Source organism: Neptunomonas japonica DSM 18939, from assembly GCF_000422765.1.
GTDB classification, from domain to species: domain Bacteria; phylum Pseudomonadota; class Gammaproteobacteria; order Pseudomonadales; family Balneatricaceae; genus Neptunomonas; species Neptunomonas japonica.
On the sequence record NZ_AUGR01000015.1, the window covers coordinates 132,182 to 154,479 of the forward strand.

The 22,298-nt window shown below is 43.6% G+C and carries 24 protein-coding genes; 14 read left to right on the forward strand and 10 right to left on the reverse strand.

What is annotated here, in order from left to right:
- Nucleotides 1-70: 70 nt before the first annotated feature.
- On the forward strand, nt 71-547 hold the full coding sequence (locus tag G511_RS0110950) for a GNAT family N-acetyltransferase (protein ID WP_028469650.1): 477 nt from the start codon (nt 71-73) through the stop codon (nt 545-547).
- An 86-nt stretch (nt 548-633) separates the two neighbouring features.
- On the opposite strand, the gene yddG is transcribed toward G511_RS0110950, so the two are convergent.
- From yddG to G511_RS23860, 4 genes are all read right to left on the reverse strand, one after another.
- The gene (gene yddG, locus G511_RS0110955; RefSeq protein WP_051221900.1) at nt 634-1,560 is read right to left on the reverse strand and encodes an aromatic amino acid exporter YddG; all 927 of its coding nucleotides are present in this window, start codon (nt 1,558-1,560) and stop codon (nt 634-636) included.
- Between the two features lie 141 nt (nt 1,561-1,701).
- Entirely contained in the window at nt 1,702-2,436 is a 735-nt protein-coding gene (locus tag G511_RS0110960; RefSeq protein ID WP_028469652.1) for an AraC family transcriptional regulator, read from the reverse strand.
- Entirely contained in the window at nt 2,433-3,266 is an 834-nt protein-coding gene (locus G511_RS22635; protein WP_051221902.1) for an MOSC domain-containing protein, read from the reverse strand. Before G511_RS22635 ends, G511_RS0110960 begins: the two co-directional genes overlap by 4 nt.
- Before the next feature lie 109 nt (nt 3,267-3,375).
- Nucleotides 3,376-4,263 carry an NHL repeat-containing protein gene (locus G511_RS23860; RefSeq protein WP_051221904.1) on the reverse strand — a complete coding sequence of 296 codons (888 nt, stop codon included), beginning with the start codon at nt 4,261-4,263 and terminating at the stop codon, nt 3,376-3,378.
- A gap of 113 nt (nt 4,264-4,376) precedes the next feature.
- Here G511_RS23860 and G511_RS0110975 point away from each other — a divergent pair, with 113 nt between their 5' ends.
- From G511_RS0110975 to G511_RS0110985, 3 genes are all read left to right on the forward strand, one after another.
- The gene (locus tag G511_RS0110975) at nt 4,377-5,153 is read left to right on the forward strand and encodes a helix-turn-helix domain-containing protein (protein WP_028469653.1); all 777 of its coding nucleotides are present in this window, start codon (nt 4,377-4,379) and stop codon (nt 5,151-5,153) included.
- A 99-nt stretch (nt 5,154-5,252) separates the two neighbouring features.
- A complete protein-coding gene (locus G511_RS0110980; protein WP_028469654.1) occupies nt 5,253-5,855 on the forward strand; it encodes a LysE family translocator in 603 nt (200 codons plus the stop codon).
- Nucleotides 5,856-5,868: 13 nt separating this feature from the next.
- Nucleotides 5,869-6,714, forward strand: coding sequence for an AraC family transcriptional regulator (locus G511_RS0110985; RefSeq protein WP_084629083.1), 846 nt, complete (start codon nt 5,869-5,871; stop codon nt 6,712-6,714).
- 66 nt (nt 6,715-6,780) lie between these two features.
- Here G511_RS0110985 and G511_RS22645 read toward each other — a convergent pair whose 3' ends face one another.
- Together G511_RS22645 and G511_RS0110995 are read right to left on the reverse strand one after the other, a co-directional pair.
- Complete coding sequence (locus G511_RS22645; RefSeq protein ID WP_084629084.1) at nt 6,781-8,280, reverse strand: polyhydroxyalkanoate depolymerase; 1,500 nt, start codon at nt 8,278-8,280, stop codon at nt 6,781-6,783.
- Between the two features lie 188 nt (nt 8,281-8,468).
- Complete coding sequence (locus tag G511_RS0110995) at nt 8,469-9,038, reverse strand: TetR/AcrR family transcriptional regulator (protein ID WP_028469656.1); 570 nt, start codon at nt 9,036-9,038, stop codon at nt 8,469-8,471.
- 113 nt (nt 9,039-9,151) lie between these two features.
- Between G511_RS0110995 and G511_RS0111000 the strand changes: the two genes are divergently transcribed.
- Together G511_RS0111000 and G511_RS0111005 are read left to right on the forward strand one after the other, a co-directional pair.
- Nucleotides 9,152-9,805, forward strand: coding sequence for a glutathione S-transferase family protein (locus tag G511_RS0111000; protein WP_028469657.1), 654 nt, complete (start codon nt 9,152-9,154; stop codon nt 9,803-9,805).
- Nucleotides 9,806-9,829: 24 nt separating this feature from the next.
- Nucleotides 9,830-10,288 (forward strand): DUF4442 domain-containing protein, encoded by a 459-nt coding sequence (locus G511_RS0111005; protein ID WP_028469658.1) that lies wholly within the window; start codon nt 9,830-9,832, stop codon nt 10,286-10,288.
- Here the strand turns inward: G511_RS0111005 and G511_RS0111010 are convergent.
- The gene (locus G511_RS0111010) at nt 10,285-11,163 is read right to left on the reverse strand and encodes a DMT family transporter (protein WP_028469659.1); all 879 of its coding nucleotides are present in this window, start codon (nt 11,161-11,163) and stop codon (nt 10,285-10,287) included. The two genes, G511_RS0111005 and G511_RS0111010, sit on opposite strands and share 4 nt — an antisense overlap.
- 36 nt (nt 11,164-11,199) lie before the next feature.
- Nucleotides 11,200-12,486 (reverse strand): DEAD/DEAH box helicase, encoded by a 1,287-nt coding sequence (locus G511_RS0111015; protein WP_028469660.1) that lies wholly within the window; start codon nt 12,484-12,486, stop codon nt 11,200-11,202.
- Between the two features lie 379 nt (nt 12,487-12,865).
- On the opposite strand from G511_RS0111015, the gene G511_RS0111020 reads away from it, so the two are divergent.
- From G511_RS0111020 to G511_RS22650, 8 genes are all read left to right on the forward strand, one after another.
- Complete coding sequence (locus G511_RS0111020) at nt 12,866-13,135, forward strand: hypothetical protein (RefSeq protein ID WP_028469661.1); 270 nt, start codon at nt 12,866-12,868, stop codon at nt 13,133-13,135.
- A gap of 217 nt (nt 13,136-13,352) precedes the next feature.
- A complete protein-coding gene (locus tag G511_RS0111025; protein WP_028469662.1) occupies nt 13,353-13,805 on the forward strand; it encodes an NfeD family protein in 453 nt (150 codons plus the stop codon).
- A gap of 27 nt (nt 13,806-13,832) precedes the next feature.
- Nucleotides 13,833-14,687, forward strand: a complete 855-nt coding sequence (locus G511_RS0111030; protein WP_028469663.1) for an SPFH domain-containing protein — start codon at nt 13,833-13,835, stop codon at nt 14,685-14,687.
- Nucleotides 14,688-14,802: 115 nt separating this feature from the next.
- Complete coding sequence (mscL, locus tag G511_RS0111035; RefSeq protein ID WP_211224899.1) at nt 14,803-15,207, forward strand: large-conductance mechanosensitive channel protein MscL; 405 nt, start codon at nt 14,803-14,805, stop codon at nt 15,205-15,207.
- 133 nt (nt 15,208-15,340) lie between these two features.
- A complete protein-coding gene (locus G511_RS0111040; RefSeq protein WP_245573956.1) occupies nt 15,341-15,526 on the forward strand; it encodes a DUF1289 domain-containing protein in 186 nt (61 codons plus the stop codon).
- Nucleotides 15,527-15,674: 148 nt separating this feature from the next.
- Entirely contained in the window at nt 15,675-16,415 is a 741-nt protein-coding gene (locus G511_RS0111045; protein ID WP_028469666.1) for a glutathione peroxidase, read from the forward strand.
- A 130-nt stretch (nt 16,416-16,545) separates the two neighbouring features.
- Nucleotides 16,546-17,925: an FAD-binding oxidoreductase gene (locus G511_RS0111050; protein WP_028469667.1), complete on the forward strand. Its 1,380-nt coding sequence runs from the start codon at nt 16,546-16,548 to the stop codon at nt 17,923-17,925.
- Nucleotides 17,926-18,100: 175 nt separating this feature from the next.
- The gene (locus G511_RS22650) at nt 18,101-20,314 is read left to right on the forward strand and encodes a putative bifunctional diguanylate cyclase/phosphodiesterase (protein WP_051221908.1); all 2,214 of its coding nucleotides are present in this window, start codon (nt 18,101-18,103) and stop codon (nt 20,312-20,314) included.
- A gap of 36 nt (nt 20,315-20,350) precedes the next feature.
- Here the strand turns inward: G511_RS22650 and G511_RS0111060 are convergent, their stop codons facing one another.
- Both G511_RS0111060 and G511_RS0111065 read right to left on the reverse strand, forming a co-directional pair.
- Nucleotides 20,351-21,661, reverse strand: coding sequence for a DEAD/DEAH box helicase (locus tag G511_RS0111060; RefSeq protein WP_028469668.1), 1,311 nt, complete (start codon nt 21,659-21,661; stop codon nt 20,351-20,353).
- A 127-nt stretch (nt 21,662-21,788) separates the two neighbouring features.
- Nucleotides 21,789-22,193 (reverse strand): DUF4332 domain-containing protein, encoded by a 405-nt coding sequence (locus G511_RS0111065; RefSeq protein ID WP_028469669.1) that lies wholly within the window; start codon nt 22,191-22,193, stop codon nt 21,789-21,791.
- Between the last annotated feature and the right edge of the window lie 105 nt (nt 22,194-22,298).

The window sequence follows — 22,298 nt, forward strand, 5'->3', positions numbered from 1 at the left end:
ACTGACTGGACAGCCAAAGCGTGGCTTCGCCACAGGCTGCCCGTTATAAAGGCGTTAAAAGTATCTAGATATGAGTGAAATTAAATTTGTGGGTTTCAGTCACGTAAATCCAGAAGACTTTTTGACGGTAGTGAATGATAAATCGCTGAGAAAGCACCTAATTGATCATCCGTATTTTTATTCCAAGAGTATTAGGGAATGGATGGAAGATAAGGTTAAAATAGAGTCGCTACCTGGTTGTCGTATTCGAGCAATTTACATAGGTGATGTATTAGCTGGTTGGTGTGGGATTCAGCCAGATGACAATGGTTTTGAAATAGCGATTGTTATTGCCAAAGAATTTTGGGGTTTTGGTATACCCGTATTTCAAAAAATGATGCTATGGGCTAAAGAGATGGGCCATAAAGAAATAATATTTCACCTGCTAGAAACTCGCCCTGAATACAAATTTCTAAAAAGAAAAGCGACTAAAGTTAAAAAAACAGAGCTTTTAGGCCGACGCTTTACAACTTATATTATCTCCGTTGAAAAATGGTGCGTAAAGTAACTTCTAACAAGTTGCTCAAACCTCGTTTTAGCCAAAATCGGCCTTCACTGAATGTGCTAAAGCGAGCCGTTGAACAAAGCGTTTATTTATTTCAAGCGAAGAGATGTTCGGTTTTTCCAGTTGATTCCTGCTATTAAAGAGCCGCTTACAATAGCGCTACACGCTAAGAGTAATGACCAGCTTAGTGACGCTTCTCCAGCGGCTATTAATAACAACACGGAGATTAGTGGTGCCGCATAAGCGAGTATGCCGAGTAGCGCTAAGTTGCCGTGTTTTACGCCGTAGTCCCATGTAAAAAAGGCGATGCCTACTGGGCCAAGGCCAAGCCCTAGTATTCCCATCCATTGCGTACCAGTACTTGGCCAGACGGTTGTCTCCCAAGCAAGATGGCATAACAGTGCCAATATTGCAGTCGCAGCACAAAACCAGCCAACGGCATCGGTAGGGACGGCGCTGACTAAGCGGCTAGCAACAGAGTAACCCGACCAGATAAAAGCGCAGGCGAGCGCTAATAAGTAGCCTGTGAGGTATTCGCTCTGAAACTCAATACCTCCTTTGCCGATCAGTATCGCGCAGCCGCATAAAGCAAGCAGTGCCCCGATCAAGTATTTCAGTTTAAAGTGCTCACCTGGCAACAGAGCAGCGAATAGTACAATTAAGAGTGGCCAGAGATAAGCCAACAAGCTGACTTCAACCGCAGGGGCTTTTGTCATCGCAACGAAGTAACAAAAGTGATAACCAAAGTAGCCACCTACGCCTAATAACCACGCTAGTTTGGGTTGTCGAAGATGTCGCAAACCTAGGTGCCCTTGGTACCACCACCGTAAACTCATCAAGGCAAAAGCGATAGTGAAGGTCATCGCCATCATTTGGAAAGGGGGTATTGCTCCCTCCGTAAGGCGAGTAAATAATGCCAGTGCCCCCCATAGAACAATAGATATGCAGCCTATGTAGGTGGCGCGTTGCACTTGAGATAGCGCTTGAGAGGGCACTTTAGAAAGTACGGGGGACATGTTTCACCAATAACTAAATGTATGAGGGTTATTAGTGTATGAGCAGAGCAGAGGAGCGTCTTTGTTCATACCGCTGAATGCTTTGTCGATCTGGCTGAGTTCTTCATTAGTACCGCTGAGCTCTTTATTAATACAGGTAAACTATTTATTGCTCTGGCGAAAGTGACTGGGAGAGTGCCCAAAGTGCTTTTTAAATCGGTCGCTAAATGCTGATAGGTTGCTGTACCCGACACTATCGGCCACTTGTTGAATGCTCAATGCGGTTGTTTCTAGTAGCTGCCATGCTTGCTGCATGCGCTTCTCAATTAAGTATTGCTGCGGTGTCATTCCGAGCTGGCGACGAAACAGTTCATTGAGTTGGCGTTGGCTAAGATTAGCTACGGCTGCTAGTGTTGCCGCAGATATAGTCTCGTTAAAACGGTGATCAAGGTAGCTTATCGCTGCTGCAATACGGTGGTCTACTTGTACTGCTGTGCCAAAGCGTTCCTGTAATAGTTGAATGAGCAGCAAGAGCATCTGGCGTTCGCTACTTGTACTCTGTGGTTGTTTGAGCAATAGATTTTGGTGCAGAAACGCGACGTAATGTGCCAGCGCCCCATCAAGAGGAATAAAGGCGGGGAGTTTCTCAAGCTCAGGGGCAAGCGCGGCTGGCACATCTGCAACCACAAAGCTGTTTAAGTCAGAAGCCGCAAACTCATGGTTTTGCCCAGCACTAATGACAGCAGCTTGCTGGGGGGATGCATGGCCTTCTTGGTTGCCGATATTCATGGCAAGGTGCCCAGCGATAGGAAGCACCAGCTGGTGGTAGTCGTGCTGGTGGGATTTAGCCTCATGACTATAGCTGCGCAGGTCTAATGTCAGGTTGGTGTGTTTCATTCAATATCGCGGATAAGGTCAGCAGGTGCTTGTTTAATAACTTCTATGGGCATACCTGCTGCAATCACACCACGGTTCTGTGCAATCAAGTTCTGCCCAAACAACGCACCGCCTTTGTGCGCACGACGGTATTTGAGCATTGTGCGTAGTGGTTCTTGGTGTGAGTTAAACTCTATAGAGTTAGGTGGCAAGGTCGTGAGCTTACAGCGCTCACAAGGTGAATGAACAGTAAAGCGTACCTCACCAATTTGAATCTCTTGCCAGTTATCCTCAGCAAAAGGCAGGTTACCATGGGCGACCAAGTTAGGCCTAAACTGCTGCATGGCGATAAAGTCAGGGCAGCGTTCTTGTAGCCAGTCCAGTGATGCCGTGCTGGTTAATAACAGAGGGTAGCCATCGGCAAAGCTGACTTGTTGCTCTGTGAAGTCTTTAATAGGCCGCTCTGTTTTCTCACCAAAAAATAACAGCTGGCAAGGAGCATCTAAAAATGCGCTTATCCATTGTTGAGCTTCAAAACCACAGTGCTGAGCTTGTAATGCCTGTTTCCAGACTTCTGTTTTTCGGTAATCATTCGGATAATCAGCTTCATGCAATGCCAGAGTTGGTGCGCCATGGGCGGCGAGGATTAAACCACCATTAAACGGCGTTGCCATTAATTGGGTGAGTTTAGGGTACTTGCGCGCTGTCATGAACAGACCATTTTCATCAGCAACCATGTAACGGCGGTCTCCACTTAAGCCCAATTCATCAATCCAGCCACGGCTGAGCTCGATGGGAGCGCAGGATTTTACGGGGTGCTGGTGAATACTGTGCAAGTGGATCTGGCTCATGGTTTGATTCCCTGTTGTGTACGAAAAACATCAATGAAATCGAAGATTAATCGTACAGCCGCAGGGTTGTAAACAAGAGAGTTGAGTTTTTTAAACCAATATTAGTATTTTATAGTTGATCCTTAACCTCCCACGCAATGACCTGATTATTCATCATCAGCGGTGTATAGAGTGATGTTGCAGTTGCGCCAATGTCAGCTAAGCCTTTAGGGAGTGTGAGGGCTAGTTTTCGTTCTTTGCCGTTTAGCTCGAACAACTCTCCAGAAATCCAGTCACTGATATACAAGCTGTTGTTGATAGCCACAATGCCGTCTAAGTTACCCAGTTCAGTACCCGATGCGACGCTAGATAATTTCAATGTGCTTGGGTCAAGCTGATACAGGGAGCCTGGTGTTTGCGTTGTGAAATCCGGATTAATAGCTTTCCCCCAGTTACCGATTAATAGCTGGTTTTGGTGCCATAGTAAGCCGTTAGGGTAGGGGATTTGCTCGTTACTAAACCAAGCGGTTAACTGGTTATCATGCAGCTGGTAAATTTCGCCGCCTAGAAAGTCAGAGATATATAAAACTCCATCCGCAGATGCCGTAATGTCATTCAGCATTTTTGCCTTGGGTGCGGTGAACTGTTTTATCACATTTCCTTGCTCAATATCGATCATGTGTACGGTTTGCATATCAGCAACGAACAAGTACTTACCCACAATAGCCATCCCCTTTGGGGCATTGAGTCCTGTTACCCAGTGTTGCTCAAGCAACTCTCCTTGTGCTGTTACCTTGCTGATATAACCTTGGCCGTTAAGTTCAGTGGGAGCGCCATTAATGTTAGAGATATACAGAAAATCACTGCGGGTATCAGCCACCACCGACTCTGGTTGATCTAGGTTATCAATGCTCCAGCGTTGTGTAAGCGTGTCATGTGCCCATAGTGAACCGCTAAATAAAAGTGGGCTGCTAATCAAAAGAGAAGTAATGAGTGTTGATTTAAGTAAAGTGTGCATTTATTTATCCTCGTGTTATGTTGGGGTGAGAATAACTATTTGATCTTTATTATCAATTTATTACTTATCAGGTATTAAAATATGATTCTTTTTTCGAAATTTGGGATAGTTTGATGGAAGGGCAAAAGCAACGTTCGGGTTTATTTGCAGTGCTGAAGCGGGTACTGAAAGCGCAGGGGATTCATTATCGTGAACTGGCCGAGATGATGAATTTATCTGAGCCAACCGTTAAGCGGATGTTTCAAGAACAAGATTGTAAGGTGAGTCGTCTTATTGAGATTTGTGATTTAGTTGGCTTAAGCATTAATGAGTTAGTAGAGCTGGATGCCAAAAGAACAACGGACCCCACCCAGCTATCAATCGAAACGGAACAAGCTTTGGCAGATGATCCTGGGTTGACTTCATTCTTTATGTTGCTGGTTAGTCAGTTTGATGTAGAAACTATCACACAAAAGAACCAGTTATCTTCTAGTGATGCTTATTTATACCTGCGTGAGTTAGAAAAATTAGAGCTGATTCGCTTGGGTAAGAATGACCAAGTTCACTTAAGAGTGAGCCGCCCTATTAAGTGGCGGTTGGGTGGTCCATTACACCAAACACTAGTAAAGGTTAACCAAGGTTTTATTCAGCAAGCGATAAGTGCCAAAGAAGGTGAGGGCGTGTTTTATTCCACGAGTCGTCTATTGAGCACACAGAGTATTACACGCTTAAACCAAGAAGTTGATGAGTTGTATCAGCGCTTTCAAAAACAGGCGACATTAGATCAATTGTATTACTCATTAGCCGAGTTAAAACCTTACAAGCTTGTAGCTACCATGATGCCGTTTGAAATAAGCCGTTATTTTTTGGTGCCAGCGTTTGTGGGTCGTCCTCAGCTTAAGGAGGCGTAACTAGGGCCATGTGATTTATTAATACAGCAAGAACGTTCAATAAGTATGTTGTGATAATGGCTAGTCTTTGCTTTTGGATTGACGAAAGAGAGTGTAGTAATGGCAGCTGTTGTATTGTCTATGATCGTTTTTGCTCTGGTAGGTGCTATATCTCCAGGCCCTGTGAATATTATAGCCACCGGCGCGGGTGCTAATTTTGGCTTTGTTAAGGCGCTACCGCATGTGCTCGGTGCGACGCTAGCTTATGCGTTGATTGTGTTTCTTGTCGGTGTTGGCTTGAATGAAGTATTGCTGAGATTCCCGCAAATAACGGATATTTTGCAGTACATAGGAGGGGCATTTCTTTTATATATGTCGTTTAAAATTGCGATGGCGAGTCCTGTCGATATTGACGTAGCGAGCCAAACAATCCCGCCACGCTTTATTGAAGGAGTATTAGCGCAGGGGTTAAATCCTAAGGCTTGGTTAGTATCCATGTCGGGTGTCAGCTTGTTCGTATCAGCACAGCATCCTGCTTTTTTCTATTTACTGGTTTTTTGCTTGGTGTCGTTTGCAATGTGTTTGCTTGGTGTTGGAACTTGGGCGGTTTTGGGGCACTTTATAGGGAAATATTTATCTGATGATAGGCATCAGGTTATGTTTAATCGGTTAATGGGAGTACTGTTGAGCAGTACTGTGGTGACGATGTTTTTACAGAGTTGAGAAGGTGGCTTTAGTGGATCAAAAAACGGCGCAATACAGGAGCCAAAGCGAGAGTGTAGATAGTACTGTGCTTTTTGAAAAAAGCAGACTGCTTCCCGGAATTGAATTGCGTCGTGCTCAGTCTTCAACAGCGTGTTATGCCACGCATTCCCACGACGAATATTCTTTTGGCGTGATTGATCGAGGAGTCGCAACCTACCATAACCAAAAGAGTAAGTACTGCATCGGCACAGGTGACACAGTAACGATTAACCCTTCAGATGCGCACTCTTGTAATGCGTTGGAAGGGGGGTGGTCGTATCGCATGTTATTTGTTGATCCGCTATGGGTTAAGCGCTTACAGCAAGACTTGGAGTGCGACCAAGAGGCAGACTACCTTCCTTTTCGAACGCCATATAATAGCAATGCACATTGTTTTGCTGCTTTTGATCAGCTTTTTAATTGTTTGTTATCCAGTGACAACCAGCTGCAGGCTGAGTCTTTGTTATTAGAATACCTTGGTGCTAGTTTGGCAGTGAAGCAGTCTAGTAGTGTTAAGTCAGACAGTGTTTCTGTGAGGCGGGTGCAGGAGCTTATTCAAGATCAACTAGGTGAAAACCTGACGCTGGATGAATTCTCAGAGCAAGCGGGTATTAGTCGTTTTCACTTAATTCGTAGTTTTAAACAGGTGTATGGTCAGGCGCCGCATGCTTTTCAGTTAGATGCGCGTATAAAAAAGGCTAAGCTGTTGCTACAAGAAGGGCATAGTTTGGTTGAAATTTCGGGTGTCCTGGGGTTTGCTGATCAAAGCCACTTTCAGCGACATTTTAAACAGCGAATGGCAATAACCCCTAAACAATATCAAGCGTTCTTTATTTGAGATAAGTCGTGTCAGTCGAAAAAAAACCGATCATAACGATCGGTTTTTTTGGTCTGGCTAACTAACTTATTGCTTATTCTTTATCGCTTCAAGCACTGCGTTAGACACTTTATTTAGCTGCGGTTTGGCTTTTGCTTGAGCCGGAACTTTAGATTGCGCATTAAGTTGAGCTTTTGGCTGTGCTTTAGATGACTCTGGGGCCTGAGCCTTAGGTTGAGCTTTTGGCTGCGCTTTAGGTGACTCTGGAGCCTGTGCCTTAGGTTGAGCTTTTGGCTGTGCTTTAGGTGACTCTGGAGCCTGTGCCTTGGGTTGAGCTTTTGGCTCTGCTTCAGGTTGTTTTTGAGTCTGTGCTTGTGCCTGAATAAATGCCTTAATTTTAGGGCCAACCTCTTCACGGAAGCGACGACCGTTAAATATACCGTAATGGCCAACTTCCGGCTGTACGTAATGCTCTCGCATGCTATCTGGTATGTTACTCAATATGTCATGAGCGGCCTTTGTTTGGCCTTTTCCGGTGATGTCGTCGTTTTCGCCTTCCACAGTTAACAAAGCTGTTTTGTTAACGGCCAAAGTATCAATTAGGTTGCCTTCAAAAAGCATTTCACCACGTGGTAAGCGGTGCTCAAGGAATACTTTTTGAATGGTTTCTAGGTAGAAATCAGCGGGTAAGTCCATAACAGCTAAGTATTCGTTATAGAAATCACGATGTGCTTCAGCACTATCGCCATCACCTTTAACCAGATCATCAAAAAACTTAAAGTGCTTTTTGATATGGCTATTCCAGTTCATGCTCATAAAGCCTGAAAGCTGGATAAAGCCAGGGTAAACCTTTTGACCTGCACCTGCGAAATCAGCAGGGACTGTATTGATAACGTTATTTTCAAACCATTCGAAATCTTTACCTGATGCGTAATCATTAACTTCGGTTGGGTTTACACGTGTATCGATAGGGCCGCCCATTAGTGTTAGCGAGCAAGGAATATTCGGGTTATTGCGCTCTGCCATAATAGTTGCAGCAACGATAGTCGGTACGCTCGGTTGGCAAACAGCAATCACGTGAGTATCTGGGCCTAAAAACTCAAGGAATTCGATTAAGTAGCGGACATAATCATCAAAGGTAAAACTACCTTCATTAAAAGGTACATCTCGCGCATTTTGCCAATCCGTAATATAAACTTCGTGGTCGGGAATGAAATGCTCAACAGTGCCACGCAACAAGGTTGCGTAATGGCCAGACATAGGCGCTACGAGTAATACTTTAGGGTGGTTGTATTTGCCGGTACGGCGAAAATGTAAGAGGTCGCAAAAAGGAAGCGCATGGGGCACTTCTTCTCTGATGCGGACCTTCTCTCCGTTGATGGTTGTCTGTGTTAAACCAAACTCAGGCTTTTCATAGTTGTCGGTGCATCGAATGACCAATTCCAGCTGTGCTAGCATCGTGCGTGTCATTGAACCTTCTAAAAAAGGCTGCATCCAAGATAACTTGAGCTGCTTTTTCCACGCTTGTGCTAAAAGGTGTAGCGGCTGAACAGACTGGTTTAGTGTGTGATGTAGGTGATACAGCATAGAATAATTCCTTATCAATCTATATTGATTGATTCGTTATTTGTCTGCAAAAAAACATATATTGCAGCGCAGCATTTATTGTTTAGAGTATAGGTGATTGTGCTTATGTTGCAAGACTAATATGTCTATCAGTAATGTGTTGCTACGCAGCAAATAGGCTGTTGGGTATGCATGTGTTCATAACTTTTCTAAAGAGTGGGTGTTGCCAATGCTGCATGGCAAGATGACAGCAGCTCTTTTGCTAATTCATCATCATTGATTGCTCGGGCAATGGCTAAGCCACCAATCATCATGACGGCCTGCTGCATGCTGCGTGTTGTGTCTGTAGTTCCGTTTTGCTGTACCGAGTGCTTGTCTAGGTTGTTAACGAAGCCTTTAAAGACTCGAGTATAAGCATCACGCACTTGATCATCCCGCTGGGTTATATCGGTTGTCAAAAATGCTAAAGGGCAGCGAAAAAGATCCCCTTGTCTGTGTTCCATGCTCAGATAGGTTTTGAGCAGTCCATCGAACGAGGGTGCATCAGGATTGAGTGGGTCAGTTTTTCGGCCTGTAGTCATAGCCGCTGTGATAATAGATTCGGCATAGAGTTCAGCTTTAGAGCTGAAATGCGCATAGAAAGCTCCACGTGTTAGCCCTGCATCCTTCATGACGTCATTAATGCCGATATGATCAAAGCCATTTTGTGCGAATAACTTGGCGGCACTGGTGAGAATTTTTTCTCGGGTTTTCTGCTTATGTTCATTATTCCAGGCCATGGTTTGTCGCCTCTTGTTTTTTAAACAGTATGCATGATTAATAAAATATGTTCTTGAACATATTGTGAATAGTTTTACATTGATGGCATATCAATTATTAACGAGGATATGAAATGAGCACTCAAGTACAAATTCTGGGTCCGCAGTACAGTACGATGGTTCGCACCGTTATGCTTTGTTGCGAAGAAAAAGGCATCACTTACCAAATAGGTATGCAGATTGATGGCAATGATATTCAGTTTAAAGAGAGCAGCCATCTGGCACTGCATCCTTTTGGTAAAATTCCCGTGTTAGTGCATGGTGAAAATCAGATTTTTGAAACGGCACCTATCTGCCGGTACATTGATGTGGCCTTTGATGGACCTGTGCTTCAACCAACAGATACTTATCAGCGAGCATTAGTGGATCAATGGTCGCAAGCTATTTCATGGTATGTGGATCAAGCGTTAGTTCGACAGTATTTACTTGAATTTGCTTTTCCTAAGGGAGATAACGGCTCTATTCGTTTGGATAAGGTCGCCGACGCTCAACCAAGTGTGATGAGTATGCTAGTGCAATTAGAAAAGCAATTAGCTGATCAGGCATTTATTTGTGGAACGCAATACAGCATTGCAGATGCGTTGCTAACGCCTATGTTAGATTATCTGGCGTCTTTGCCTCATGCTAATTCACTGTTTGCTAGTGACTCATCATTATTGGCATATGTTGCTAGAATGCGTGAGCGGCCATCAGGCAAGGTTGTTCTAATACCTGCTGATAAATCTTAAGGTAAGTAAATAGGGAAGTAGTACATGAAGTGGTCACCACGTGCGTTGAAATTTGCACTGAATATTTATGGCCCTTACCTAGGTGCTGGCATTCGTATTATGCACATTGACCCTGAGTGGCGCGAGATGCATGTACGTATGAAATTACGTTGGTATAACCGTAATATTATGGGCACTCATTTTGGTGGAAGCTTATATGCCATGGTCGACCCTCAAATGATGCTTATGCTGATGAACCGCTTGGGTAAAGAATATATCGTGTGGGATCAGGCAGCAGAAATTGAGTATGTTAAACCTGCTAGGGGTACAGTCGAAGCTCACTTAAGTTTATCGGATGCGCAGTTGGAGGGCATTAAAAGCAAAGCAGCAGGTGGGGCAGCGTATCGCCCCAAGTTTGATATAGCTATCTGTGATCTAGATGGAAATGTTGTGAGTAGAGTTAAAAAAGTACTGTATGTGAAACGTAAAAGTCCTCAAGCCTAAGCAAGAATCACACAAGCTGCACCTAAGACAATTAACGCTAATCCTAATAGATCCCTTTGGCTAAGTTTTTCTTTAAACCAGCGGGCCGAAATGAAGAGGGTAAATAAGACTTCAATTTGGCCGAGGGTTTTAACCAATGCAACTGTTTCTAAACTCATGGCGGTAAACCAACCGAGTGAGCCTAGGCAGCTGAAAAAGCTGATGGTTAGTGTGAGCTTAGGGCGCCGCCATAAAGCATTGAGTGTGCTTGGTTCTTTCAGTAGTAACCATACGATGAGGATTGCGGTTTGTGTTGATATGACGCAGAGCAAAACCCAAGCGGCGCTGTAGGGGAACGGTAAACCTAGCATCAAGCTGGCTTCCCTGACCCATAACGTGGTTAAAGCAAAGGCCAATCCGCTGCCTAGCCCTAATGAGACCGTTTTTAAGGAGAGTTCTTTTAATGACCCCGTATTGCTCATTAACCAAATGGCTATCGCGCCAATGATGACGCCACTCCATGCAAGCCAAGACAAGGGGGCTGCAAAGAATAAAGCGCCTAGTGTGGCGGCGATCACTGCTTCACTTTTTGCTAAGCCAACACCAATGGCATAATTTCTGAGGCGAAATAGTTTTACCATCAGCGCCGTCGCAATAATTTGCGAAACAGATGCCAACACCACAGTGATCAAAAAATTAGTACTGAATGTTGGAAGGGCAGCAGACTCTATTTGGTAAAGTGTCCAGAGATACAGTGCAGCTAATGGGCTGGCATATAGAAAACGCGCCAGCGTGACTCCCGCAGTGCTGACCTCTTTACTGAGCTTGTTTTGAAAAGCATTACGCCAGGACTGCATAAAAGCAGCGAAAATAGTAAAAGGAATCCACAGTCCCATTAACGATCTATCCCTAAATTGATATTGAGTGAGTGGTTACTTTTTAAAAAGTGAGCGTCGTAACGCGGGTGTTGTTGGTTTTTCAGCCTCGGGAGCCTGATATTGATGCTTAGGTTTACTATTTCTTTTTTGCTGTCCTTTATTTTTTGAAGACTTCGGTTGCAGTGGTTTGCCTTCAATTATCTTGCCGTTTTCGATAAAAGGGACGGGTTGTAGCGGTATTCTTTTATTAATTAACGTCTCTATTTCAGCGAGGTAGCATCTTTCGTCTGGTGCAACTAAAGAGATCGCTTGCCCCGAAAGGCCAGCACGCCCAGTACGGCCGATACGGTGAACATAAGCTTCTGGTTGATTAGGCAAGTCATAGTTTACAACACGAGGGAGTGATTCAATATCAATACCACGTGCCGCAACGTCGGTTGCGACCAGTACGCGTATCTCGCCCGTAGCAAAGGCTTTTAGTGCATGCGTACGCTCGCGCTGTAATTTATCGCCATGAATGGCTAAGGAGCTGACCTCTTCAGCTTGTAGGAACTCAGTGACTAGGTCTGCACGTTTTTTAGTACGCGTGAAAACCAAGGTTTGCGTCCATTTACCTCCCTTAATTAAGTAACTCAAGATCTCAGATTTATCTTGGTTGTCCACTGCATAAGCCACTTGTTTAACTTGGCTGGTGGTTGAGTTCCTTGTGGAAACACTGATGCGTTTTGGCTCACGCAGTAATGATTCTGCCAGTGCTTCTATATTGCTGTTAAAAGTGGCAGAAAATAGCAGTGTTTGTTTATTTTTTGGAATGAACTTGAGGAGTTTCTGAATATCATGGATAAACCCTAAATCAAGCATGCGATCCGCTTCGTCCAGAACAAGCACTTCGAGTTGTTCGAGTGAAAACTTCTTTTGCTCTAGCATATCCAATAATCGACCAGGTGTTGCTACCAAAATATCTGTGCCGCGTTTCATCTTGCGAATCTGATTATCAAAACGCACACCGCCATAGATGGAGATAACGCGAACCCCCAGTGCACGCCCGTATGCCAGTGTATGGTCACCGACTTGCATGGCAAGTTCACGGGTAGGCGTGAGGATTAATCCCTTGATGTGGTGGTATTCGGTCCCTTGTGGTGCGCTACCGAATTTTTCGATCATGGGGACAGCAAAGCTGGCCGTTTTACCTGTCCCTGTTTGAGCTTCAGCCATTACATCATGCCCTTGAAGGATTGCAGGAATGGCTTGTGCTTGAATGGGAGTAGGAGTGTGGTGTCCTAGTTCATCCAGCGTGAAAAGTAATTCAGGGCAAAGATTTAATTCAGAGAAAGCGGGCATGAGTCGTCCGGGTAGAAACGCAAGATAAGAAGCTAATGATGAGCGCCGAGTTTACAGGAAATGCTTAAATTGAGCGACATCAGTTGATAAGGGTTGACATCATTTGCAAGGCTGCTTTAATAGACGGCCACCTTTTGGTGGTTAAAATGTGATCAAGTAGTAATTTTTTATTCTGACAGAACAGGATCTGATGAACCTAATCAAGATGTGCCCGGTCGTACGAATTCCCGTCTCCAATATTCATTGGAAGCGAATTTTCGCTTGTCCGTTGGCTCTGTTCTAAATTTTTTGGCCGCGGATATCTTCGCGGCCGATAGTGATTCCCCTACTACCTCCCCTCGAAGATATCTCTGGCAGTTTTTAACTGAGGAGATAAATCATGACATTATTAAGCTTATTGGTAGACGGATACAAAACTCTGCAAAAGCGTTTAGATGCACAATATACCTATCAATCGATGGAGCACTTAGACGAGCGCTTACTGATTGATGTAGGTGTATGTCGCAAAGGCAATACTATTGTTGCTTTGCGAAAAGAAGAAATCGCTGCATCATCTGATAAAAAACAGGTCCAGAATACGTCTATTGAACAAACCGGTTGTGCTGAGCACGCTGGCCAATGTTGCTTACTGCAAGATAGTGGGGGGTAGCTAAGCCATAGCGACAGGCAGTTGCTATGGTCTTTCTTTAAGCGGGCGAAACAGGATACGAGCCCGCTTACATTAGCGAAGATAAAACGAATACTTCGCTAGGAACTTATGAACATCCACTATAGTCTAGTATTAGTGGTACGCTGAATAAGAGATATGGTGTTTCTAGGCATTTTATTTGCTTACTTATATTAGAAAAAATAGGAGTTTTTGCGCAATGGAGGTGACTCTACTTTACTGGCATTGGTTGGTGTTTGGGATGTTGTTAATGGCGGCGGAAATGTTTATTCCGAGCTTTACAATTTTCTGGTTTGGTCTGGGCGGTATAGTAGTCGCAGGGCTGTTAGGCGTGAATCCAGATATTGCCGTTAGTTGGCAATTATTTAGTTGGGCCGTGGCATCTTCTGTATTTGCATTGTTATGGTTTAAGTTGTTGAGGCCTAAAATGACTGACCGTACTAAAGCTGGCATTGCACGTGAAGCAGTCGCAGGTGAAGTTGGTCAGGTTATAAAAGTTCCTACTGAGCATTCACGCGGTGTTGTGCGATTTACTACACCGGTATTAGGTGATGATGAATGGGAGTTTATTTGCAGTACAGATGTTGTTTTGGGAGACCGAGTATTTATAACAGAGTTATCCGGTAATACATTGCTGGTCGGTAAACGTTAACTATTAATGGTGGAAGGAGTTTTAAGAATGGATGGATTAATGATTGCGGGTGTGTTGCTGTTTTTGGTGATACTGACTCTAGCGATGGGTGTTAAAACAGTTCCGCAAGGAAGTAAACATGTAGTGCAGCGTTTGGGTAAGTTTCATACTACGTTAGGGCCTGGCTTGAATATAATTATGCCCTATATAGACCAAGTTGCTTATAAAGTGACCACAAAAGATATCGTGATGGATATCCCTTCTCAAGAAGTTATCACTAAAGATAATGCTGTGATCATCGCTAATGCTGTGGCTTACATCAATATAGTGGCACCTGAAAAAGCGGTGTACGGTGTTGAAAATTATAGTTTAGCTATTCAGAACCTAGTACAAACATCTTTGCGTTCTATTGTTGGTGAAATGGGGTTGGATGACGCACTCTCTTCACGTGACCAGATTAAAGCAAAACTCAAAGCCGCTATTTCGGACGATATTTCTGATTGGGGAATTACGCTTAAGACTGTTGAAATTCAAGACATTACGCCTTCAGATACAATGCAAAGTGCAATGGAAGAGCAGGCAGCAGCTGAGCGCCAGCGACGTGCAACTGTCACACGTGCAGATGGTGAAAAATCAGCCGCTATCCTTGAAGCCGAAGGGCGTTTGGAAGCTTCTAAACGTGATGCAGAAGCACAAGTTGTATTGGCTAAAGCAAGCCAGGTGGCTATTCAACGCGTGACAGAGGCCATTCAAGGTAATGAGTTACCAGTAATGTATATTCTGGGTGAAAAATATGTAGATGCAATGGCTGCACTGGCTAAGTCAGATAATGCTAAGACAGTTATTTTGCCGGCAGACATTCCTGCTGCTATTCAAGGGATGATGGGTGGCCTTAAAAAGTAGCTCAGTGAAGCTATTCGGGTAAGTAGCCCCTCAAATAGTAAGTTAATACTCTATTCATCGCTACACAAGACAATGGTATGACTAAAACTATGATGAAGAGGTCTATGCTGTGGGTATGTTAAAGGAGTTTAAAGAGTTTGCTGTTAAAGGCAATGTGATGGATATGGCCGTTGGTATTATCGTAGGCGTAGCCTTCGGTAAAATCGTTTCATCATTTGTCGGTGATATTGTTATGCCTCCTATTGGTGTAATGATGGGTGGTGTGAACTTCACAGACTTAGCATTTGTTCTGCAAGAAGCGGTGGGTGAAACAGCGGCTGTTGCCATTAACTACGGTAAATTTGTACAAACGATTATTGATTTCGTGATTGTTGCAGGTGCTGTGTTTGTTGCTGTGAAAACAATCAATTCTATGAAGAAGGTTGAGGAAGCCCCAGAAGAGCCTGAAGCAGAACCAGAACCTTCCAAGGAAGAAGTTTTGCTGAGTGAAATTCGTGATTTGTTGAAAGCTCGAAACTAAAAACTACTAAGTAAGCTAGTATCTATTGTGTAGGGTGTATACTAGGTGCTGAGTTAAACTCTTTATATAAAAGGTGCGCTAATACGCACCTTTTTTTATGCTTTATACTGGCCTTATGAATGATGTAGATAAAGTGAAATCACCCTGTATAAGACAGTGCTGTCTTGATGAGCAAGATATTTGTTTGGGGTGTAGCCGTTCGTTGCAGGAGATTCTTGATTGGACGAAGGTTACAGAAAAAGAAAGGGCTGCTGTGTTAGTGCGTGCTCAGCTGCGAAAAGAACAGCGTAATCAAGCAATTAAGTCTGGATTTAAATGAGTCACGGAGTTTTCTTGATAACTCAATGATATATATGGTTATAGTCTGTAGCTATCGAGTGCCTTGAAAAAATTAATTTTTGTAATGCCTTCAGTATAGCTATAGTTGATATCAACAAATTAGCGATTAGCAAATCAGGAGATTATAGATGTTGGATAACCGTGAAGGCCAGGCTGTGCCTAATGTTACTTTTCCTGCTCGAGTGGGCAACGACTGGGTAAACATCAGTACTGAGCAATTGTTTAAAGGTAAAAATGTTATTGTTTTCGCATTGCCCGGCGCTTTTACGCCAACATGTTCAAGTACCCATCTGCCACGCTACAACGAGCTAGCGCCTGTTTTCAAAGCGAACGGCATTGATGACATTGTTTGTATATCAGTGAATGATACATTTGTTATGAATAGCTGGGCTGAAGACCAGAAAGCAGAAAATATTACTTTTATTCCTGATGGAAACGGCGAATTTAGCGCTGGTATGGATATGTTAGTAGATAAAAGTAACATCGGTTTTGGTAAGCGCAGCTGGCGTTATTCTATGTTGGTTAAAGATGGCACAATCGAAAAAATGTTCATTGAGCCAGATTTACCAGGTGACCCGTTTGAAGTATCTGACGGCGATACTATGCTGAATTACATTAATCCAAATGCTGAGCAACCTAAGCGCGTTACTTTATTAACGAAGCCTGGATGTTCGCACTGCACACGTGCTAAAAAAGCGTTGCAGGAAAAAGGTTATAAGTATGAAGAAATTGAGCTTGGCCAGCATGGTGTGAGCTTTTCCAGCCTAAATGCTTTAACGGGCCAAGGAACGACGCCTCAAGTCTTTATTGATGGTGAGCATGTCGGTAGTGCTGATGATCTAGAAGCATGGCTAACTAAAAATAGCTGAGCCTTTGTGTAAAGCTAAGACTAACGCCTATCAGATTTGATGGGCGTTTTTGTTTCTATTAAGAGTCATTTTGGTTCTTATCTTACCTCTGTTAAGCTGCTTTGAACGAGTTTCATTATGAGGTGAAAAGATGTCAGGGGCTTTTACGGTTGCTATTCAGGAATTACAAACATTGTTGGGAGAGCGTTTAGAAACGTCCAATAGTGTGCGCCAGCATCATGCTCATGATGAGTCTTTCCACCTTCCAGCTTCTCCCGATGCAGTGGCATTTCCTAAAAGCACTTCTGAAGTTTCTGAAATTGCTCGTATTTGCATGCGTCATCATATGCCGATGCTCCCTTTTGGCACAGGTACGGCCATGGAGGGAGGGGTAAATGCAGGCCATGGTGGGCTAAGTATCGACATGTCTTTGATGAACAAAATCTTGAGTGTTATCAGTGAAGATATGGACTGTACTGTACAGGCCGGTGTTACTCGCAAACAACTCAATGAGCACTTGCGTGATCAAGGTATGTTTTTTCCTATTGATCCTGGTGCTGATGCTTCTATCGGAGGTATGGCTGCAACGCGTGCTTCGGGTACCAATGCTGTACGTTATGGAACAATGCGAGATGCTGTCTTAGCCTTAACGGTTGTGATGGCTGATGGAAAGATTGTAAAAACTAGCAGTCGTGCCCGCAAGTCCGCTGCGGGCTATGATCTAACACGTCTGTTTATTGGTTCGGAAGGTACGTTGGGCATTATTTGTGAGATAAGCTTGCGTTTACAGGCTATTCCTGAGGCTATTTCTGCCGCTGTTTGTGCTTTTGGCTCGATAGAAGGCGCCATTAATACGGTAATCGAGACAATACAAATGGGCGTGCCCATTGCTCGCATAGAGTTGTTGGATGCTGCGGCTATTAGTGCGGTTAACCAATACAGCGGTACTGATTACCCACTTCTGCCTCATCTGTTTTTAGAGTTTCATGGTACTCAGGCATGGGTGGTTGAGCAGGCATCGATTGTTAAAGAATTAGCCGATGAAAACCTGGGAAGCGAATTTAAGTGGGCATCGAATACTGAAGAGCGAACTGCTTTATGGCAGGCAAGGCATGATTTTGCTTATGCGGCTCGAGCAATGCGCCCAAATGCCCGCATTTTTTCAACAGATGTTTGTGTGCCTATCTCGCAGCTGGCACAGTGCATACTCGAAACAATTGCCGATATTAAAAACATGGGTATGCCTATGCCTATTGTCGGCCATGTGGGAGATGGGAACTTTCACGTGGTACCTGCAGTTGATCCTGAAGACGAAGCTGAAATGGTGCTAATCGATGCGTTTCATACTCGGCTTATTCATCGTGCCCTGAGTTCTGGTGGTACTTGTACTGGGGAGCATGGTATTGGTCAGGGAAAAAAAGATTTTCTGGCTGAAGAGCTACCAGCAGGTGTTGAAATCATGAAAACAATTAAATATGCACTAGATCCTGATAACCTTATGAACCCCGGTAAAGTCGTGGATATGAGCTAGTTTGCTGTTATATTGCTTTCATTATGCGACTTTAGTCATGTTTGGGCGGTGTGGTCTATACTTAATCAACCGTCTAACCTATAGACTGATAAGAAAGAAACGATAGAATGAAACCTAAAAATAAAAGCTATTTTCATTTGACTGTATCTATGTATTATTTCAGGGATTAGGAATAATGGATTTCGTCGCTTTCCTTAAACAACTGCTAGTGCGCAGTCCTGTGTGGCCAGCTGTTGCGATAAGTATGATTGTATTGTTGGTATCCTCTTTATTTATTCAGAGCGAAGCTGAAAGACTTAAGAGTGAAGCGTTGTTCAGGGCGGCAAGCCAAGTAGGAATTATACGTGCTCGCTTGGAAGGCGAAATCAATGCGAATCTTTCCGTGTTGAAAGCTTTACAAGCAGAAATCACGATTAACCCTGAGATGGGTCAGTCGAGATTTGACCAATTAATGGAAGCGCTTTTATCTGATGATTTGCATATTCGTCATGTTGCGATGGCTCCTGATCTGACCGTTCAACTTATCTATCCTCTGGAAGGTAATGAGCAGGCCATTGGGTTAAATTATACCGCTAATAAAGATCAAGTTCGTTCTGTGCTTGATGCTATCCAGTTGAATAAAATGGTGTTATCTGGCCCTCTTGAACTGGTGCAAGGAGGAGAAGCATTAATAGCACGCTTGCCTGTTTATCTTCATAAGCATACAGAACCCACCTTGTGGGGAATCATCTCTGCCGTTTTGGATTATCAGAAGTTGCTTGATGCAGCTGATATTAGAAAAGACTATTACGGATTAATGTTGGGCATTCGCGGAAAAGATGGCACAGGTTCGGAAGGAGAATTATTTTTTGGCTCTGAGGGTGCTTTTGGTCTTGATGCTGTAATGACAAATATAACCTTGCCACATGGTGAGTGGCAACTGGCTATATTGCCAGAGAATGGTTGGTCTGCACCGTCGCAAAGAATGTATTTTTTGTGGGGTGGGGCAAGCTTCCTTGCGGTCTTGATGGGTGTGGCTGGCTTTTTGTTAGTGCTTATTTATCAGCAAAAAGCACAAGCGATAACAACGGCAAACTACAGAGCTAACTTTGATGCATTAACTGGCTTGCCTAATCGGTATTTCTTTAGTCAGAGGTTGGAGAGCCTGATTAAAGAGATGCGTCGTGAAAAACTAGATTTTGCAGTCTTTTTTATTGATATAGACCACTTCAAGCAAGTAAATGACAGTGTTGGGCATAGCGCTGGTGATCATTTATTGACTGATTTTGCTATGCGTTTACAGCATTCCGCTCGTGACTCTGACATTATTGCTCGCCTTGGTGGGGATGAATTTGTACTTGTATTGCGTAATGTCAGAGATGTGATACAGGCTGACTTACTTGCTGAGAAGTTACAAAAGAAGATTCAACAGCCCTTTATGATAGGAGGGCGGCCGTTTTTGGTAACAGCGAGCATTGGTATTGCGATGTACCCTATTGATGGGAAGGATGTTACGGGTTTATTACTGCACTCTGACCAAGCTATGTACACGGCAAAACGTGCGGGACGAAATGCGCACTTTTTCTTTAATGAGGGAATGCGCGAAGAGGCAGAGCAGCATTTGTTAGTGCATGCTGATATTTTACGTGGGCTCAATGCTAACGAGTTTGAGCTTTACTACCAGCCGGTATTGAATGTCAGTACAAATAAAATAGAAAAATGTGAAGCGCTTATTCGTTGGAACCATCCCGATAAAGGCAGAGTAATGCCTGATTCTTTTATACCTGTTGCAGAGAGAACAGGGTCTATTGTAAATATTGGAAATTGGGTTTTACAGCAAGCTTGCAAGGATATGCGAGCCTTTTTAGATGCTGATATTGATATTAAAATTTCTGTTAATCGTTCTGTCAGTGAGTTTTATTCTACAAAAGCGTATGACACGTGGAAGGCAATTTTCAAAGAAAATGGAGTGGATAGTCGTCGGTTTGTATTTGAAATTACTGAGTCACTGTTTATGGAACAAAACTCTGCTCGCATGAGCGTTATTACTTCATTGCGTGACATTGGTGTCCAGTTTGCGATTGATGATTTTGGTACGGGATATTCTGCTATTAATTATTTGCGTAACTATCCTGTCGATTATTTGAAGATTGATAAGAGTTTTATTCAGGATTTATTGATAGACGAGCAGGATAAAACACTCGTTGAAGTTATTATTAAAATGGGAAGGGCGTTAGGTATTGTCGTCATTGCTGAAGGTGTTGAAGAACTTGCTCAGCTAGAAGTGCTGAAGCAGTTCGAGTGCGATTATATTCAAGGTTTTTGGTTGTCGAAGCCACAGTCGCTGCATCATATTATTGCGTTGTGCCATGAGCATATGGATGGCCAAGATGATGCACCTATTACCTAGTAGGGTAATAGGTGCATCATTAGAAACTAGCGCTACTTATTTTCGTTTGAGTGGCGCAAAGCCATCCACAATAACGCGGTTTTTGGGTTCGCTTGTGCGAGCAGTCGATTTCTTTTTCGCTGCTTTTGTTTTTCCGTTAGTTATTTTCTTATCCAGCTTTTTCTTTTTGCTACCAGCAGCTTTCCCTGATGCTTTTAGTTTTTTAGGACCAGCATAACTACCTTCTAGGCCTTTAATTACTCGTCGCTCAAACTGTGTCTTTAAGTACCGCTCAATACTAGACATCAAGTTCCACTCAGTTGGGCCTATCAAAGAAATAGCCACGCCTTGTTCGCCTGCGCGTCCTGTTCTGCCAACACGGTGAGTGTGGTCGTCACCACTACGTGACATCTCTACATTGATGACTAGATCTATCCCTTTAACATCGATCCCCCTAGCCACAACATCTGTTGCTACTAATACATTGATTTTCCCACTGGCAAGCAACCCCATCGCATGTGTACGTTGTTCTTGAGTTAAGTCACCATGGATCACGCCGGCACGGATATCGTTATATCTAAGGTATCCATTTAAGCGGGTCGCGTTAACTTTTGTATTTGTAAATACAATCGCTTTTTCAAACGAATCGTTTTTCAACAACCAAACGAGTTGTTTATCTTTAAGAGCCACATCGTTGGCAAGAATAATTTGTTGGCGAATGTTGGTGTGTGCTTCACGGTGACTATTTAACTTAATAGACACCGGCTCTTTCATGGATGCGGTGATAACTGAACGCATACCTGCATGTGCTAACGTAGCTGAAAATAGCATTGTCTGACGAGTGTCAGGGCACGTGTTACAAATACGCTCAACATCTTCTTGAAAACCCATATCTAACATTCGATCGGCTTCATCAAGTATCAAGTGCTCGATGTCATCCAGAGAGATTGTTCTTTTATCGAGGTGATCAATTAGACGCCCAGGTGTGGCAACTAATATTTCAGGGTTTCTTCTAAGTCTGGCAGCTTGAGGCTTAAATGTTTCACCACCGCAGACAGTATCTGTTTTGATAAAAGTAAATTGAGCCAAAGCGTTGATGTGTTTAGCTAGCTGCTGAGCTAGTTCTCGCGTAGGTGTAAGGATCAGTACGCGCGCACCGCTTTGCGGTGCTGGAGAGTCCAGTAATGCATGTAACACGGGTAAAGCAAAAGCGGCTGTTTTACCACTACCTGTTTCAGCTGTTACCAATACATCTTTACCAGCGCTGGCTGCTGGCATGGTCGCATTTTGGACGTCAGTTGGCTTTGTAAAAGATAGTGCGTCGAGTGCTTTTAGCAAACGAGTATCAAGGGAAAAGTCTGTGAACACCGTGTGCTACTCTCTGAAAATTCATAGTCAGAGTGCATCTTAGCAGAAATGCGTTATCTAGGAGAGAGGAAAAGCAAAACGACAAGCAGGTTTGCTTGTCGTTTAAGGGTAGTCTTTAAATACTAGCTTAGTAGTGAATAGCGCGTGGTAGCTCTTTGGCTTGAGCAACCCATTCTTCTACTTGAGCGTTGGTTGGCATTTTTTCAGCCAAGTTTTGCTCAGTGTTGCACTCTTCCATTTTTGCATGCAAGTTTGCAGCATTACGTTGAGCAAGCTCAGGAACAGTGTCAACACCAGCAAGCTCTAGAAGGTCAGCATATACGGTGCTTACACCTTTAACACGGGCCAAGTCAGCACGGTTTAACCAACCAAGAATCTCTTTTTCATCGATTCCAGTAGTATTGGCTACTTCTTTACGTCCTTTTTTTTCACCGCACGCTGTCAGGAAGCTTTCCTGCGTAGTCGCTCCGGCTGCTTTTAGTTTTTCTGCAGAAGCTTCGTCAATGCCTTTGATATCAGTCAGTTTAGCCATGCCTTAATTTCCTCAGTGTTTTATTCAGCAGTAATTGAGTCATTGTAAGTGTGCCACCTGAACAGTAGCGAAATATTGCTACCCTCAAGAGTAATTAACCTATTA

What these genes read in the sequence shown, in the direction of transcription:
- G511_RS0110950 (WP_028469650.1), top strand. Translation starts at nt 71, where the DNA reads ATGAGTGAAATTAAATTTGTGGGTTTCAGTCACGTAAATCCAGAAGAC.
- yddG (WP_051221900.1), bottom strand. Translation starts at nt 1,560, where the DNA reads ATGTCCCCCGTACTTTCTAAAGTGCCCTCTCAAGCGCTATCTCAAGTG.
- G511_RS0110960 (WP_028469652.1), bottom strand. Translation starts at nt 2,436, where the DNA reads ATGAAACACACCAACCTGACATTAGACCTGCGCAGCTATAGTCATGAG.
- G511_RS22635 (WP_051221902.1), bottom strand. Translation starts at nt 3,266, where the DNA reads ATGAGCCAGATCCACTTGCACAGTATTCACCAGCACCCCGTAAAATCC.
- G511_RS23860 (WP_051221904.1), bottom strand. Translation starts at nt 4,263, where the DNA reads ATGCACACTTTACTTAAATCAACACTCATTACTTCTCTTTTGATTAGC.
- G511_RS0110975 (WP_028469653.1), top strand. Translation starts at nt 4,377, where the DNA reads ATGGAAGGGCAAAAGCAACGTTCGGGTTTATTTGCAGTGCTGAAGCGG.
- G511_RS0110980 (WP_028469654.1), top strand. Translation starts at nt 5,253, where the DNA reads ATGGCAGCTGTTGTATTGTCTATGATCGTTTTTGCTCTGGTAGGTGCT.
- G511_RS22645 (WP_084629084.1), bottom strand. Translation starts at nt 8,280, where the DNA reads ATGCTGTATCACCTACATCACACACTAAACCAGTCTGTTCAGCCGCTA.
- G511_RS0110995 (WP_028469656.1), bottom strand. Translation starts at nt 9,038, where the DNA reads ATGGCCTGGAATAATGAACATAAGCAGAAAACCCGAGAAAAAATTCTC.
- G511_RS0111000 (WP_028469657.1), top strand. Translation starts at nt 9,152, where the DNA reads ATGAGCACTCAAGTACAAATTCTGGGTCCGCAGTACAGTACGATGGTT.
- G511_RS0111005 (WP_028469658.1), top strand. Translation starts at nt 9,830, where the DNA reads ATGAAGTGGTCACCACGTGCGTTGAAATTTGCACTGAATATTTATGGC.
- G511_RS0111010 (WP_028469659.1), bottom strand. Translation starts at nt 11,163, where the DNA reads ATGGGACTGTGGATTCCTTTTACTATTTTCGCTGCTTTTATGCAGTCC.
- G511_RS0111015 (WP_028469660.1), bottom strand. Translation starts at nt 12,486, where the DNA reads ATGCCCGCTTTCTCTGAATTAAATCTTTGCCCTGAATTACTTTTCACG.
- G511_RS0111020 (WP_028469661.1), top strand. Translation starts at nt 12,866, where the DNA reads ATGACATTATTAAGCTTATTGGTAGACGGATACAAAACTCTGCAAAAG.
- G511_RS0111025 (WP_028469662.1), top strand. Translation starts at nt 13,353, where the DNA reads ATGGAGGTGACTCTACTTTACTGGCATTGGTTGGTGTTTGGGATGTTG.
- G511_RS0111030 (WP_028469663.1), top strand. Translation starts at nt 13,833, where the DNA reads ATGGATGGATTAATGATTGCGGGTGTGTTGCTGTTTTTGGTGATACTG.
- mscL (WP_211224899.1), top strand. Translation starts at nt 14,803, where the DNA reads ATGTTAAAGGAGTTTAAAGAGTTTGCTGTTAAAGGCAATGTGATGGAT.
- G511_RS0111045 (WP_028469666.1), top strand. Translation starts at nt 15,675, where the DNA reads ATGTTGGATAACCGTGAAGGCCAGGCTGTGCCTAATGTTACTTTTCCT.
- G511_RS0111050 (WP_028469667.1), top strand. Translation starts at nt 16,546, where the DNA reads ATGTCAGGGGCTTTTACGGTTGCTATTCAGGAATTACAAACATTGTTG.
- G511_RS22650 (WP_051221908.1), top strand. Translation starts at nt 18,101, where the DNA reads ATGGATTTCGTCGCTTTCCTTAAACAACTGCTAGTGCGCAGTCCTGTG.
- G511_RS0111065 (WP_028469669.1), bottom strand. Translation starts at nt 22,193, where the DNA reads ATGGCTAAACTGACTGATATCAAAGGCATTGACGAAGCTTCTGCAGAA.